Here is a 13,167-nt window from a genome sequence, read left to right on the forward strand (position 1 = left end):
CCGCCGCACCGGGGGCCGGCCGGACATCCCGTCCGGCCGGCCCCCGGCCGCACCCACCCGGCCCGGTCGGTCGGCTCTCAGTGCGTCCCGCGCCGCCGCAGCACCTCCATCCCGGCTGTCGCCGCCAGCCCGGCCACCGCCCCGCCGGCGATCATCACCGGCCACGGCTTCCGCGTCCCCGCCCGTCGGGCCTGCGTGGCGCTGCTCCGCAGCTGTACGGTCATCGCCCCGGCCCGGTCGCGCAGGTCCTCCACGCGGGCCCTCGCCTGCCCCTTGACGTCCATCTTCCCGGCCAACTGCTCCACCGTGTCCCCGAGTTCGTGACGGGTCCGTTCGATCTCCTGCCGCAGCTCGTCCGGCCCCTTGACCCCGCGGGCGGCATCCTGACGGCCCCCGGGCTCGATGTGCGACCCGGAACCGATTGCTCCGGAACCCTCCACCTGCGCAGGCGCGTTCACGCCCTCCACGTCCCGCGTCATCGGTGTGCCCTTCCCTTGATCTCCTCCACGTCGGCCTTCACGCTGTCCAGCGTCCGCTCCGGCGTCGCGGGTACGGCCTTCCGCAGCTGTCCCCGGCCGAGCACGGCCAGCACGCCGGCGATCACGAACAGCACGGCCGTGATGATCAGCGCCGCCGCCCACACCGGCAGGACCAGCGCGAGCGCTGCCGCACCGGTGGCGGCCGCCCCGAGCAGTCCCGCGTACGCGAAGGCGCCCGCGGCGCCCAGCATGCCGCCGCCGCGCCCGGCACGGCGGCCCTTCTCGGCCAGCTCCACCTTGGCCAGGGCCACTTCCTGCCGTACCAGCCGGGAGACCTGCTCGGTGGCCTGCCCGACGAGCTCGCCCACGCTGTGCTCGTCACGGCTTTCCGTGGCGCGGACCGGCCGTCGCTCGATGGTTGCGGTCACGGTGCTCCGCCTCCTCTCGGTCGGGACCACCCAAGTACCCACCCCGCACGACAGCTATCAAGCCCGCCCATTCATCACCAATGCTTAACAGTGCTCTGTAGCAATTTTAAGTAGTGCTACACGATCGCTCGGGCGGACACTACCGCCATGACCCCACCGACACCCCCGCAGCCCTTCGGCCGCACCCTCTGCGCCATGATCACCCCCTTCACCCCCACGGGCGCCCTTGACCTGGGGGGCGCCGGACGGCTGGCCGACCACCTGGTGGCCCACGGCTGCGACGGCCTGGTGCTCTCCGGCACGACGGGCGAGTCCCCGACCACCACGGACGCGGAGAAGTCGGCCCTCATCGCGGCGGTACGGGAGGCCGTGGGCAACCGCGCCTCGATCGTCGCCGGCGTCGGCACCGCCGACACCGCGCACACCACCGAACTCGCCCGCGGGGCCGAGAAGGCCGGCGCGGACGGCCTCCTGGTCGCCGCCCCGTACTACAGCAGGCCCCCGCAGGATGCGATCGAGGAGCACTTCCGCATGATCGCGGACGCCACGGCCCTCCCCGTCGCCCTGTACGACATCCCGGTCCGGACCGGCACCCGCATCGAACCCGACACCATGCTCCGGCTCGCCGAGCACCCCGGGATCGTGGCGGTCAAGGACTGCTCGTACGACTTCCTGGCCGCCCAGAAGATCCTCGCCCGCACCGACCTCGCCTACTACGCGGGCTGCGACGAACACGTCCTGGCTCTCTACGCGGTCGGCGGCTCCGGCTACGTCAGTACGGTCGCGAACGTGGTCCCGGACCACCTGCGCGCCGTCCTGGACGCGTTCGACGCGGGCGACACGGCCCGCGCGGCCGACCTCCAGCAGCGGGCCACCGCCCTCATCGAGGCGATGACGGCGAACGGCCTCCCCGGCACGGTCACCGCCAAGGCCCTCCTCACCACCCTGAACCTCCCCGCAGGCCCGGTCCGCCCACCCCTGCGCCCCGCGCCCCCCGAGACGACCGCCACCCTCAGGTCCCTTTACGAGACCCTGACCACAGCCTGACCGCCACCACCGGCGCAGCTCCCGCCCAGAGTTCAGTCCCGCGTCGGACGCAGGATGAGGCAGACGAAGCCCAGCACGTCCCGGTAGACACGCAACCATTGGTCGCGGTGGGTGGTGGCCGCCTCGAGCGCCTGGGCGCTGTCCGGATCGTCGGGATGGTCCAGGGCCCATGAGGCCAGCGACCCCGTCCAGGCCCACTCGTAGTCGTCGAGCTCCTGGCGGGTGCTGATATGCCCCTGGACAGGCGTCCACCCGTCCGCGACGACCCGATCCAGCGTGGTCGGCAGGTCGGCGAGGTCCCCGAGCAGCTCGACAGCCTCGGGAGAGGGCCCCCGGTCCCAGAATCCGTCACCGACCAGAACGCACCCCCCAGGGGCCAGGTGCTCACGCGCCGCCGCAAGAGTGGGGAGCAGGCCGCCGAAAGCGTGCGTGGCCCCCACACAGAGCACCAGGTCGAAGGCGTGAGTGGCGGTGAAATGCGCAGCGTCCTGATGGTGGAGGACCAGGCGGTCCTCCACGCCGAGCCGACGCGCGGCCTGACGCGCGTGTGCCAACGAGCTCTTGGAGATATCGACGCCCTCGGCCCGCAGCTGCGACCGCGTGGTCAGGGCACGCAGGAGCCACTCCCCGCCGCCGCAGCCGAGGTCGAGTACGCGCTCGCCACCGCGCGAGAGACCGCGTTCCAGCAGTCGGCGCACCGAGCCGTCGTCGAGCGGGGCTGCGATCGGATGGTCCGCATGAGCACGCCTGGAGATCTGTTCCCGGTCCACGGGCGGAGCCTGACATGCCCGGCGATTCACACGCACCTGATTTCCGGTCGGCCACCCGGGCCGGAAACCGGATTCGACCCTTCTCACAGGCGAGGCGGGCGGCCGAGGTCAGTCGGTGGTGAGGCCGTCGATCAGGCGGTTGAGGAATCGGGTGAAGGTGGCTTCGGGGGCGAGTGGGCGGCCGGGGGAGGAGAGGGCTTCGGCGAGTTCCGGGTGGCGGCCGTCCGCGGCGACGGCGGCGAGGTAGCGGGCTTCGGCTGCCGCTCGGTCGGGCGACCGCGAGGCCGTGGCCTGCGCGATCTCGTGAGCGGTGTGCCCGGCCACGAATGCCGTGAGCTGGGCGAAGACCTCCAGCTTCGCCGCACCGTCCAGTCCGGTGGGCCGCAGGGCGGTGAGCGCCCGCTCCAGGAAGGCCAGGGTGTGGGGGCCGGGGGTGCGGTGGGTGGACAGGGCGGCGGGCAGCCAGGGGTGTCGCAGCATCAGGGCGCGCTGGAGGTGGGCGACGGCCTTCAGGTCGGCGCGCCAGTCGCCGGTGAGCGTGTCCGTGGTCGGCAGTTCGCCGCTGACGTGGTCGACCATCAGGTTCAGCAACGTCTCCTTGTCGGGGGCGTAGCTGTAAAGCGACATGACACCGGCTCCGACCTGCGCGGCGACCTTCCGCATGGTGACCGCTTCGAGCCCCTCCGCGTCCGCCAGGGCGACGGCCGCCGCGGTGATCGCCTCCCGGCTGTAGGCCGGCTTGCGGCCCCTGCGGGGCCGGTCAGAGCCGAGCCAGAACTGCTGGGGGTCGACGCCCGGAGCGTCGGCCTCTCCGTCACGGGGCATGACCCACGCTCCTTTCCCTGATCGCGGTTGCCCTTGCGGGCCTCAGTCAAGCATCCTCTATTCTCGTACAGCGTACGTAAATCGAGGAGGGGACGATGACAGCACGCACACACGGTCCTGTGCCGAGGCCCACCTGGGCTCCGCCTTCCGGGGAACCCCCGCTGGCCTCACGGATGATGAGGGCGACGTGGCGCCGGCTCCCGGCGAAACGGCACGATGCCGGGTGGGAGCCGGGGCTGGCGGTTCCGGCCGCCGACGGCAGCCCGCTGCTCACCGACCACTACTTCCCGCGCGCCGAGGGCGACTTCCCCACCCTCCTGGTCCGCTCGCCGTACGGCAGGGGCCTGCCGTGGTCCCCCATGTACGGCCTGCTCTTCGCCGAACAGGGCTTTCACGTGGTCCTGCAGAGCTGCCGCGGCACCGGCGGTTCGGGGGGCGCGTTCGACCTGTGGCGCAACGAGGCCGCCGACGGGCAGGCCACGGTGTCCTGGCTGCGCGAGCAGCCCTGGTTCAACGGCACACTCGGGACCGTCGGCCCCAGTTACCTGGGCTACGTGCAATGGGCCCTCGCCCTGGACCCGCCGCCGGAACTGAAGGCGATGGTGGTGCAGGTGGGCCTGCACGATCCCCACGCCCTGTTCCACACGCACGGCGCGCTGCGCCTGGAGAACGCCCTCGCCGTCGGGGTGGGCATGACCTACCAGCACCAGGGCATGGCACCGTTCCTGAGGGCGACCCTGCGCCTGCAGCGCCGTCTGCGCGACGTCACCACCGCGCAGCCCCTGCGCGGGGCGTACGCAACGGCCCTCGGGGGCGAGCTGCCCTGGCTGGACGACGTCATGACGCACCCGGACCCCGAGGACCCGTACTGGTGCGGCGCGTCGCTGACGCAGGCGGCGGAGCGGCTCGGCGTGCCCACGAGTCTGATCACCGGATGGCACGACGCGCTGGCCGACCAGACCTTCGAGCAGTACGACCGGCTGCGGCGGGCCGGCTGCGAGACTGCCCTGCTCGTCGGCCCCTGGACCCACACCTCCGCCCTGCAGCAGGGCTGGCCCGAGGTGTTCGCCGAGAGCCTCGCCTGGCTGCGCGCCCACCTGTACGCCGACCCCTCCGGCCTGCGCCCCACCGCCGTGCGCGTGCACATCGGCGGTGAAAACGCCTGGCGGGACCTCGACGACTGGCCGCCGGCCACGGCCGTCACCCCGTGGTTTCCCACTGCGCAGGGGCACCTCACCCGGCAGCCCCCCACGGACTCCGCACCACTGACGTCGTTCCGCTACGACCCGGCCGACCCCACCCCGTCCCTGGGCGGCCCTCTGCTCTCCCGTACCGCCGGCCCACGCGACAACCGCACCCTGGAAGCCCGGGACGACGTACTGACGTTCACCGGCCCCCCGCTGACCGAGCCCGTGGACCTCCTCGGTCCGGTCTCCGCCCGGTTGCGCCTCTCCACGAACACCGGCCACGCCGACGTCTTCACCCGCCTGTGCGACGTGGATCCACAAGGCCGCTCCGTCAACATCTGCGACGGACTGGGCCGGATCCGAACGACCGGGCATGTGCCCGCGCAGATCACCGTGGCGATGAGCTCCACCGCCCACCGCTTCGCCGTCGGCCACCGCATCCGCTGGCAGATCAGCGGCGGCGCCCACCCCCGCTATGCCCGCAACCCCGGCACCGGGCAATCACCGCTGGACGCCACCACCTTCACCCCGGTGCACATCACACTCCACACGGACTCGGCGCTCATGCTTGCGATGCAGGCCGATGGCCAGAAGGGCTGAACCGGTGCTCACCCGACCACGCACTCGCCGCCGAGCGGGGTGCCCCCGCCCGTCTCGGCGCCTACCAGGCAGCCATCTGCTCAACGAACGACGACGCCCCACCACCCGGTGAACGGTGGGCTGTTCATGCACCCGTGGAACGGGCCTGTTTCGGAAGCCGTGGAGAATGTCGGCTCTGAAGGGAGGCGTTCGTCGTAGGGTGAGAGGCGGCCGAAGGAGGCCACCGGCCGAGGGAGCCATGGATGACGCGGTACCTGATCTCGTTCGATGACGGCGCGATGACCTTCCCCGAGGAGGAGTTGCCCGAGGTGGCCGAGGCCTCGCACGAGGTGGTGCGTCAGGCTCGGGACGCCGGTGTGTGGGTCTTCGGCGGTGGACTGGAGAGGCAGCAGGCGAGCGTCGTGGCCACCGACGGGACCGTCACCGACGGCCCGTACCCGGAGACCAAGGCGGTCCTTGGGGGGTTCTCGATCATCGATGTGCCCTCACGCGAGGGCGCGCTGGAGTGGGCTGCCAAGATCGCCGCGGCGTGCCGCTGCGCGCAAGAGGTCCGGGAGATCATGCCCGACCCGACCGTCTGATCGAATACGAAGCCACCGCCCTCACCGCAGCCGTCAACGAGTGGCTGTGGCCCACGGCCGTCATGCGGCGGGATCCACGTTCCACACCTCAGGCAGCTCGCTGCCGCAGAAGACGCAGACGAAGTCCTCCTCGCGCACGATGTTGTGCTCCTGGCAGTCAGGGCACCGCCGGAACACCACCCCATGGGTGAAACCGGACGGACGCCCGAGCTCTACGTCGTCCAGAGCACGGGCGACCGCCGACCAGGAGCTGACGTCCGGGCAGTACCCGGTGGAGTGGTTGCTGACGTCGCCCACGGCCCACCGGCCTGCCTCGCGCAAGAAGCCGATCTCGCCGGCGCTCAGAACCATTGCTCCGCCGGCACAGGCCACGTGCTCGCTTCGCCGCGGCGCCAGCCGAAGCACACCGTCCGTTCCGACCACGAAGGTGAACGGTTCGGCCAGTTCCGCGGCCGATCGCTCAGCGACCCAGCTTCCGAAGTCAGCCGCCGAACTGATCCGGCATCCGCCGCTGCCAGGCAGAACCGCAGCCTTCAGCTCGACCGGTCCGACATACCGGTAACTCCGCCCCCACGCACTCACATGAGCCAACCTAGCGACCTGAGTCGGAGATTCGTCGCCCACTGTCGGCGAATCTCCGGCTCAGGTCACCAGGAAGCGGGGCCGGGTCCCCGACGGACACGGCCCCGCTGACCCGACGGAGCGTCAGCCCGCCCAGACCTCGGCCTCGTCGGCCGGGACGGTGGTGGCCAGGCCCAGCTCCTTGCGGGCGGTGACCGACTCGTTCGGGTCGATGTCGGTGAACGCCGGGTCGTAGGCGGTGTAGAACGCGTCGACGTCGGCGGCGTTCGCGGCCTTCTTCCAGTTCCCGGCCGCCTTCGTCAGCGTCGCGCGGAGCTTGCCGACCTCGGCGCCCTCGATGCCGCCCAGGCCCTCGACGTGTGCGTCGAGGGCGGCCGCGACGGCCTTGGCCTGCGCCTTGTAGCCGGCCAGGTCCTCCTCGACGTCCTCCTCGGGCTGGTTCGCCCACAGGGCCTCGTAGACCGCGTTCGACCCCTTCAGGTACGTGGTCTGCTCGGGCTTGAGGGACTTCGCGGTGTCCAGCGAGCCCTCGAACGTGCCCTTCTCCGCGGTGTAGGTGCAGCTCACCGCGCGGTCACCCGTCGCCCAGCTCTCCTTGGTCGGGGTGTAGTAGTAGAGGTCGACGCCCTTGGGGAGCGCCCAGCTGTCCGGGGCGTACTTCTGCGCCTCGACCGGGCAGCGGTCGTCCGCGATCGTGGCGACCTCGTCGTCGCCGGGGTACTCCTTGCCCTCGTCGATCGCGAACTCGCCGACGACCTGGCCCTCGTGCGCCTCGTCGCAGGGCACGATCTCGACGGCGTACGCCTCCCCCTCGGCCTTGCCGTTCGGGTTGTAGCAGTCGCCGAGGTCCAGCGAGAACACCGAGCGCTGGCGAGCCACCTTCTTCGCGCCGTCCTTGGCGCTGTCGACGGCGTCGGAGACGTCCGAGCATCCCACCGCGCCGATCGCGAGCAGGGCGACAACGGCGGATATGCCGCGAAGGGAACGATACGGAGCACGGATTGTCATGACGTGTACATCCTCTTATGTGATCTTCATGAGGGGAACGGGCATCGTATGCCATTCCTGTGGCCCGGCTACACGAAGGCCCTCACCTCATCGCAACGTCTCTGACTCGCGACGGGCCGCGAGGGTTGTATCCGGGCTGCTCACAGGCGGGAGTCGGGAGGACCCTGTGACACACTTCTGCGGAGCCGGACGCTGCTGGACGTGGAGCCGGTCGAGCCGGCGACGACCGGACTGAGGCGCCCGGGGGTGGGCATGGGGGACAGCGTGGCAATGGAAGTGCGCCGGGAGCGTGCGTGTGCCGAGCGGCTGACCGAAGGACTGGCCGTCGCCGTGGCGTCGGTCCTCTCGTTCGGTCTGCTGGCCTACCCGGCGGCCGTTCTCGGCGCAGCCGTCCGGCATCTGGTCACCGACACCGGCACCACCGTGTTCAGCCGGCTCTCGGCGCTGCTGGTCTTCCTCGCCCTCGTGGCGCTGCCGCTCGTCCTGGCCCGCGTGGCGTTCCGTTCGGGCCGGCGCAAGGGCTACGAGCGGCTGACGGCGGCGGTGCCGGCAGCGCTGACGCTGCTCGGCTCGTCCGTCGTGTCGCTCGCGGCTCTGCCCCTGATCATCGTGTACGCGGGCTGACCTCCGGCTCCCGCACCGGCGGGACGACGAGTGCCGGCACGGGCAGCGACGTCGGGAGAACCCCGTTCACGCACGAGCGCCCTCCCGGACCGTTCTGGGGCCGTGGAAGGGCGCTCGGTGCTGACCGGTGCCGACAGTCGCCGTCGGGTCAGGTGGCTTGCCGGTGATCAGTTGTGGCTGTGCAGGACGTCGTTGAGGCCGCCCCAGACCGCGTTGTTCGGGCGGGCCTCGACCGTGCCGGTGAGCGAGTTGCGGCGGAAGAGGATGTTGGAGGCGCCGGACAGCGCGCGGGCCTTGACGACCTCACCGTCGGGCATGGTCACGCGGGTGCCCGCGGTGACGTACAGGCCGGCCTCGACCACGCACTCGTCGCCGAGCGGGATGCCCACGCCCGCCTCGGCGCCGATCAGGCAGCGCTCTCCGATGGAGATGATCACGTTGCCGCCGCCGGACAGCGTGCCCATGGTGGAGGCGCCGCCGCCGATGTCCGAGCCGTCGCCGATGACGACGCCCGCGGAGATGCGGCCCTCGATCATCGAGGTGCCGAGGGTGCCCGCGTTGAAGTTGACGAAGCCCTCGTGCATGACCGTGGTGCCCTCGGCGAGGTGGGCGCCCAAGCGGACCCGGTCCGCGTCGGCGATGCGGACGCCCTTGGGAGTGACGTAGTCCGTCATCCGGGGGAACTTGTCGATGGACGTCACGGTCAGGTGCAGACCCTCGGCGCGGGCGTTCAGCCGCACCTTCTCGACGTCGTCGACGGCGACCGGGCCGAGCGAGGTCCAGGCGACGTTGGCGAGGAAGCCGAAGATGCCCTCCAGGTTCTGGCCGTGCGGCTTCACCAGGCGGTGCGAGAGCAGGTGGAGGCGCAGGTAGGCGTCGTGGGCGTCGACCGGCTTCTCGTCGAGCGAGGAGATGACCGTGCGGACCGCGACCACCTCGACGCCCCGGCGGGCGTCCGGCCCGATCGCCGCGGTCGCGCCGCCGCCGAGCAGCTCGGCGGCGCGCTCGGCGGACAGCCGCTCGGTGCCGGACGGGCCGGGCGCGTCGGAGAGTTCGGGGGCGGGGAACCAGGTGTCGAGGACGGTGCCGTCGGCGGCGAGGGTGGCGAGGCCGGCGGCCACCGCGCCGGTGGTGCTCTGAGCAGTCGTGTCGGTCATGAGGGCAACCTAACCAGGGGGGGCCCGGCGATGCGAACCGGCGTCGTGCCGTCTCAGGTACCGGAAATGACCCGGTCCAGCATCCCCCGCGCATACGCCTCGTCGTACGGCGTGTCGGTCAGCAGTACCTGGAGGCAGATGCCGTCCATCAGGGCGACCAGGGCGCGGGCCGTGACCGGGTCCGTGCGGCGCGACAGCAGTGCGGTGACGTCCTCGCACCATTCGGCCGCCACGGGGCGCAGCGCGGGTCGGCGCAGGGCGGCCAGATACAGCTCGTACTCCAGCTCGACGCCGGTGCGCTCGCCGGCGAGCCATTCGCCGAGCAGCCCGGCGAGCTCGGTCGCCAGGTCGGTGCGCGTGTCCTCCAGGCCGCCGCGTGAGGCGACGGCCTTGGCGAAGCCCTCGTTCGCCTGGCGCAGCGCGGCGACCATCAGCTCGTCGAGGGTCTTGAAGTGGTACGTCGTGGAGCCGAGCGGCACGTCGGCCTCGGCGGCGACGCTGCGGTGGCTGAGCCCAGCGATGCCGCTCCTGCCGATCACCCGGATCGCCGCGTCGATGATCCGCCGGCGCCGCTCGGGGTCGTACCGCCGGGCCATCAGTGCGCGCCGCCGAGGTTGAGCACGACCACGCCCACGATGATCAGCGCGATGCCGAGGGCCTTGACCGCGGTGAGCCCCTCCCCCATGAACATGACGCCGATCGCGGCGATGGCGGCGGTGCCCACCCCGGCCCAGATGGCGTACGCGGTGCCGATGGACAGGGTCCGCAGCGTCTGCGCGAGCAGGGTGAAGGAGATCACGTACCCGATCAACGTCAGCAGCGAGGGCCAGAGTCTGCTGAAGCCGTCGCTGTACTTCATTGCGGTGGTGGCGCCCACCTCTGCGGCGATCGCCCCGGCGAGCAGCAGGTATCCCATGTGTACGAGCGTACACAACGGACGGCCGCACAAGCACGGAGGAAGGAAAAGAGGAACGGCGGGTGATCCCCTGTGGGGATCACCCGCCGTTTCTCCGACGTGCGTGCGACCGACCGCCCGTGCCTCGTCTCAGACGTTGAAGCCGAGCGCCCTCAGCTGCTCGCGGCCGTCGTCCGTGATCTTGTCGGGGCCCCACGGGGGCATCCAGACCCAGTTGATGCGCAGCTCGTTGACCAGTCCGTCCGTCGCGGACTTGGCCTGGTCCTCGATGACGTCCGTCAGCGGGCAGGCCGCGGACGTGAGGGTCATGTCGACGGTCGCCACATTGCCGTCGTCGACGTGGACGCCGTAGATCAGGCCGAGATTGACGACGTCGATGCCCAGTTCGGGGTCGACGACGTCCATCAGTGCCTCGCGGACCTCCTCCTCGGAGGCCGGTTTCATCTCCACGGTCTCGCTCATGCCGTTGTCCTTTCGGCGTCGGTGCCCAGCGCCTGGGCCGTCGCGTCCTTCCACGCCATCCAGCTGAGGAGGGCGCACTTGACCCGGGCCGGGTACTTGGAGACCCCGGCGAACGCGACCGCGTCCTCCAGGATCTCCTCCATCGCGTCGTCGGGCTCGATCTTCCCCTTGGACTGCATCAGTTCCAGGAAGGTCTCCTGGATCGTCTGCGCCCTGGCGAGCTCTTCTCCGACCAGCAGCTCGTTCAGCACGGAGGCGGAGGCCTGGCTGATGGAGCAGCCCTGCCCCTCGTAGGAGACGTCTCTGATCGTCGTGCCGTCGTACTTCACGCGCAGCGTGATCTCGTCGCCGCACGTCGGGTTGACGTGGTGCACCTCGGCGTCGCCATCCCGCAAGCCCCGCCCGTGCGGGTTCTTGTAGTGGTCCAGGATGACTTCCTGGTACATCGAATCCAGCTTCATGCGATCGCTCGCCAGCCCCTCAGCCGAAGAAGTTCCGTACGTGCTCCAGTCCGTCGACCAGAGCGTCGATCTCGGCCGGCGTGGAGTACAGATAGAACGACGCTCGCGTGGTTGCTGGAATTCCGTACCGGAGGCAGACCGGCCGCGCGCAGTGGTGGCCGACCCGGACCGCGATGCCCTGCTCGTCGAGGACCTGGCCCACGTCGTGCGGGTGGATGTCCCCCAGCACGAAGGAGATCGCGGCGCCGCGCTCCTCGGCCGTGGCGGGGCCGATGATGCGCAGGTCCGGGACCTCGGACAGGCGCTTGACGGCGTACTCGGTGATGGCGTGCTCGTGGGCGAGGATCTTGTCCATGCCGATGGCGCTCAGGTAGTCGATCGCCGCGCCCATGCCGACCGCCTGCGCGACCGGCGGGGTGCCCGCCTCGAACTTGTGCGGGGCCGGGGCGTACGTCGAGGAGCTCATCGACACGGTCTCGATCATCTCGCCGCCGCCGAGGAACGGCGGCAGGTCCTCGAGCAGCTCCTGACGGCCCCACAGGACGCCGATGCCGGTCGGAGCGCACATCTTGTGGCCGGTGAAGGCCACGAAGTCGGCCTGGAGGGCCTGGACGTCCAGCGGCATGTGCGGCGCGGCCTGGGAGGCGTCGATGCACACCAGGGCGCCGACCTCCTGGGCGCGGCGCACGATCGCCTCGACCGGGTTGACCGTGCCCAGGATGTTGGACACCAGCACGAAGGAGACGACCTTCGTCCTCTCGGTGATGACCTCGTCGATGTTGGACAGGTCGAGCCGGCCGTCGTCGGTGAGGCCGAACCACTTCAGCTTGGCGCCGGTACGCTGCGCGAGCAGCTGCCACGGCACGATGTTGGAGTGGTGCTCCATCTCCGTGATGACGATCTCGGTCTCGTGGTCCACCCGGTAGGGCTCGTCGGCCCAGCCGAGCATGTTCGCCACGAGGTTGAGCGACTCGGAGGCGTTCTTGGTGAAGATCACCTCGTCGCGGCTGGGCGCGTTGATGAACGCGGCGACCTTGTCGCGCGCGCCCTCGTACAGCGCCGTGGCCTCCTCGGCGAGGACGTGCACGCCACGATGGACGTTGGCGTTGTGGCGCTCGTAGTACTCGCTGAGCGCGTCCAGTACCTGACGGGGTTTCTGGCTGGTCGCCGCGTTGTCCAGGTAGACCAGTTTCCGCCCGTCGTGGAGCTGGCGGTCCAGGATCGGGAAGTCCTTGCGGATCGCCTCGGTGTCGAGGAGGCCCGGCAGCTGTGTCACTCGGATGCGCCACCCTTCACGTAAGCCTCGTAGCCCTCGTTCTCCAGCTTGTCCGCGAGCTCGGCGCCGCCGGACTCGGCGATCCGGCCGTCGGCGAACACGTGGACGTAGTCGGGCTTGATGTAGCGCAGGATGCGCGTGTAGTGCGTGATCAGCAGGGTGCCGACCTCGCCGGACTCGCGGATCCGGTTGACGCCCTCGGAGACGATGCGCAGCGCGTCGACGTCCAGGCCGGAGTCGGTCTCGTCGAGGATCGCGACCTTGGGCTTGAGCAGCTCCAGCTGGAGGATCTCGTGGCGCTTCTTCTCACCGCCGGAGAAGCCCTCGTTGACGTTGCGCTCGGCGAAGGCGGGGTCCATGTGGAGGCGCTCCATGGTCTCCTTGACCTCCTTCACCCAGTGGCGCAGCTTGGGCGCCTCACCGCGGATGGCGGTGGCGGAGGTGCGCAGGAAGTTGGAGACGGAGACACCGGGGACCTCGACCGGGTACTGCATGGCGAGGAACAGTCCGGCGCGGGCGCGCTCGTCGACGGACATCTCCAGGACGTCCTCGCCGTCGAGGGTGACGCTGCCGCCGGAGACGGTGTACTTGGGGTGACCGGCCAGGGCGTAGGCGAGGGTCGACTTGCCGGAGCCGTTGGGGCCCATGATGGCGTGCGTCTCGCCCTGCTTCACGGTGAGGTCGACGCCCTTGAGGATCTCCTTCGTGGCGTTGTCGGCCTCGACGGTGACGTGCAGGTCTCGGATTTCAAGCGTTGCCATGGG

At 70.6% G+C, this 13,167-nt stretch carries 17 protein-coding genes; 4 read left to right on the forward strand and 13 right to left on the reverse strand.

The genetic code is table 11. The features are described from left to right. Positions 1-77: 77 nt before the first annotated feature. Together DIZ27_RS48790 and DIZ27_RS21100 are read right to left on the reverse strand one after the other, a co-directional pair. Positions 78-479 carry a DUF3618 domain-containing protein gene (locus DIZ27_RS48790; protein WP_109379988.1) on the reverse strand — a complete coding sequence of 134 codons (402 nt, stop codon included), beginning with the start codon at positions 477-479 and terminating at the stop codon, positions 78-80. Beyond that, positions 476-907: a phage holin family protein gene (locus DIZ27_RS21100; RefSeq protein ID WP_109379989.1), complete on the reverse strand. Its 432-nt coding sequence runs from the start codon at positions 905-907 to the stop codon at positions 476-478. The genes DIZ27_RS48790 and DIZ27_RS21100 overlap by 4 nt, the downstream gene beginning before the upstream one ends. A gap of 147 nt (positions 908-1,054) precedes the next feature. On the opposite strand from DIZ27_RS21100, the gene dapA reads away from it, so the two are divergent. After that, complete coding sequence (gene dapA / locus DIZ27_RS21105) at positions 1,055-1,954, forward strand: 4-hydroxy-tetrahydrodipicolinate synthase (RefSeq protein WP_109379990.1); 900 nt, start codon at positions 1,055-1,057, stop codon at positions 1,952-1,954. A gap of 32 nt (positions 1,955-1,986) precedes the next feature. Here dapA and DIZ27_RS21110 read toward each other — a convergent pair whose 3' ends face one another. Further along, a complete protein-coding gene (locus DIZ27_RS21110) occupies positions 1,987-2,724 on the reverse strand; it encodes a cyclopropane-fatty-acyl-phospholipid synthase family protein (protein WP_109379991.1) in 738 nt (245 codons plus the stop codon). A 108-nt stretch (positions 2,725-2,832) separates the two neighbouring features. Continuing rightward, the gene (locus tag DIZ27_RS21115) at positions 2,833-3,549 is read right to left on the reverse strand and encodes a TetR/AcrR family transcriptional regulator C-terminal domain-containing protein (RefSeq protein ID WP_109379992.1); all 717 of its coding nucleotides are present in this window, start codon (positions 3,547-3,549) and stop codon (positions 2,833-2,835) included. A 176-nt stretch (positions 3,550-3,725) separates the two neighbouring features. Between DIZ27_RS21115 and DIZ27_RS21120 the strand changes: the two genes are divergently transcribed. Both DIZ27_RS21120 and DIZ27_RS21125 read left to right on the forward strand, forming a co-directional pair. Next, on the forward strand, positions 3,726-5,336 hold the full coding sequence (locus DIZ27_RS21120) for a CocE/NonD family hydrolase (RefSeq protein ID WP_258308492.1): 1,611 nt from the start codon (positions 3,726-3,728) through the stop codon (positions 5,334-5,336). A gap of 242 nt (positions 5,337-5,578) precedes the next feature. Continuing rightward, a complete protein-coding gene (locus tag DIZ27_RS21125; RefSeq protein WP_109379994.1) occupies positions 5,579-5,917 on the forward strand; it encodes a YciI family protein in 339 nt (112 codons plus the stop codon). 60 nt (positions 5,918-5,977) lie between these two features. Here the strand turns inward: DIZ27_RS21125 and DIZ27_RS21130 are convergent, their stop codons facing one another. Together DIZ27_RS21130 and DIZ27_RS21135 are read right to left on the reverse strand one after the other, a co-directional pair. Continuing rightward, positions 5,978-6,454: a hypothetical protein gene (locus DIZ27_RS21130; RefSeq protein WP_375231991.1), complete on the reverse strand. Its 477-nt coding sequence runs from the start codon at positions 6,452-6,454 to the stop codon at positions 5,978-5,980. A 168-nt stretch (positions 6,455-6,622) separates the two neighbouring features. After that, positions 6,623-7,507 (reverse strand): septum formation family protein, encoded by an 885-nt coding sequence (locus DIZ27_RS21135; protein WP_109379996.1) that lies wholly within the window; start codon positions 7,505-7,507, stop codon positions 6,623-6,625. Between the two features lie 201 nt (positions 7,508-7,708). Here DIZ27_RS21135 and DIZ27_RS21140 point away from each other — a divergent pair, with 201 nt between their 5' ends. Continuing rightward, entirely contained in the window at positions 7,709-8,131 is a 423-nt protein-coding gene (locus DIZ27_RS21140) for a hypothetical protein (protein ID WP_146228976.1), read from the forward strand. Between the two features lie 167 nt (positions 8,132-8,298). Here the strand turns inward: DIZ27_RS21140 and dapD are convergent, their stop codons facing one another. The 7 genes from dapD to sufC form a co-directional block, all read right to left on the reverse strand. Then, positions 8,299-9,288: a 2,3,4,5-tetrahydropyridine-2,6-dicarboxylate N-succinyltransferase gene (dapD, locus tag DIZ27_RS21145; RefSeq protein WP_109379998.1), complete on the reverse strand. Its 990-nt coding sequence runs from the start codon at positions 9,286-9,288 to the stop codon at positions 8,299-8,301. A gap of 53 nt (positions 9,289-9,341) precedes the next feature. Further along, on the reverse strand, positions 9,342-9,884 hold the full coding sequence (locus DIZ27_RS21150; RefSeq protein WP_109379999.1) for a TetR/AcrR family transcriptional regulator: 543 nt from the start codon (positions 9,882-9,884) through the stop codon (positions 9,342-9,344). After that, entirely contained in the window at positions 9,884-10,204 is a 321-nt protein-coding gene (locus tag DIZ27_RS21155) for a multidrug efflux SMR transporter (protein WP_109380000.1), read from the reverse strand. The genes DIZ27_RS21150 and DIZ27_RS21155 overlap by 1 nt, the downstream gene beginning before the upstream one ends. Before the next feature lie 129 nt (positions 10,205-10,333). After that, positions 10,334-10,666, reverse strand: a complete 333-nt coding sequence (locus DIZ27_RS21160) for a metal-sulfur cluster assembly factor (protein ID WP_109380001.1) — start codon at positions 10,664-10,666, stop codon at positions 10,334-10,336. Beyond that, entirely contained in the window at positions 10,663-11,127 is a 465-nt protein-coding gene (gene sufU / locus DIZ27_RS21165; protein ID WP_109380002.1) for a Fe-S cluster assembly sulfur transfer protein SufU, read from the reverse strand. Before sufU ends, DIZ27_RS21160 begins: the two co-directional genes overlap by 4 nt. 19 nt (positions 11,128-11,146) lie before the next feature. Next, entirely contained in the window at positions 11,147-12,403 is a 1,257-nt protein-coding gene (locus tag DIZ27_RS21170) for a cysteine desulfurase (RefSeq protein ID WP_109380003.1), read from the reverse strand. Next, a complete protein-coding gene (sufC, locus tag DIZ27_RS21175; RefSeq protein WP_109380004.1) occupies positions 12,400-13,164 on the reverse strand; it encodes a Fe-S cluster assembly ATPase SufC in 765 nt (254 codons plus the stop codon). Before sufC ends, DIZ27_RS21170 begins: the two co-directional genes overlap by 4 nt. Between the last annotated feature and the right edge of the window lie 3 nt (positions 13,165-13,167).

It is taken from the genome of Streptomyces sp. NWU339 (assembly GCF_003143855.1).
Lineage (GTDB): Bacteria > Actinomycetota > Actinomycetes > Streptomycetales > Streptomycetaceae > Streptomyces.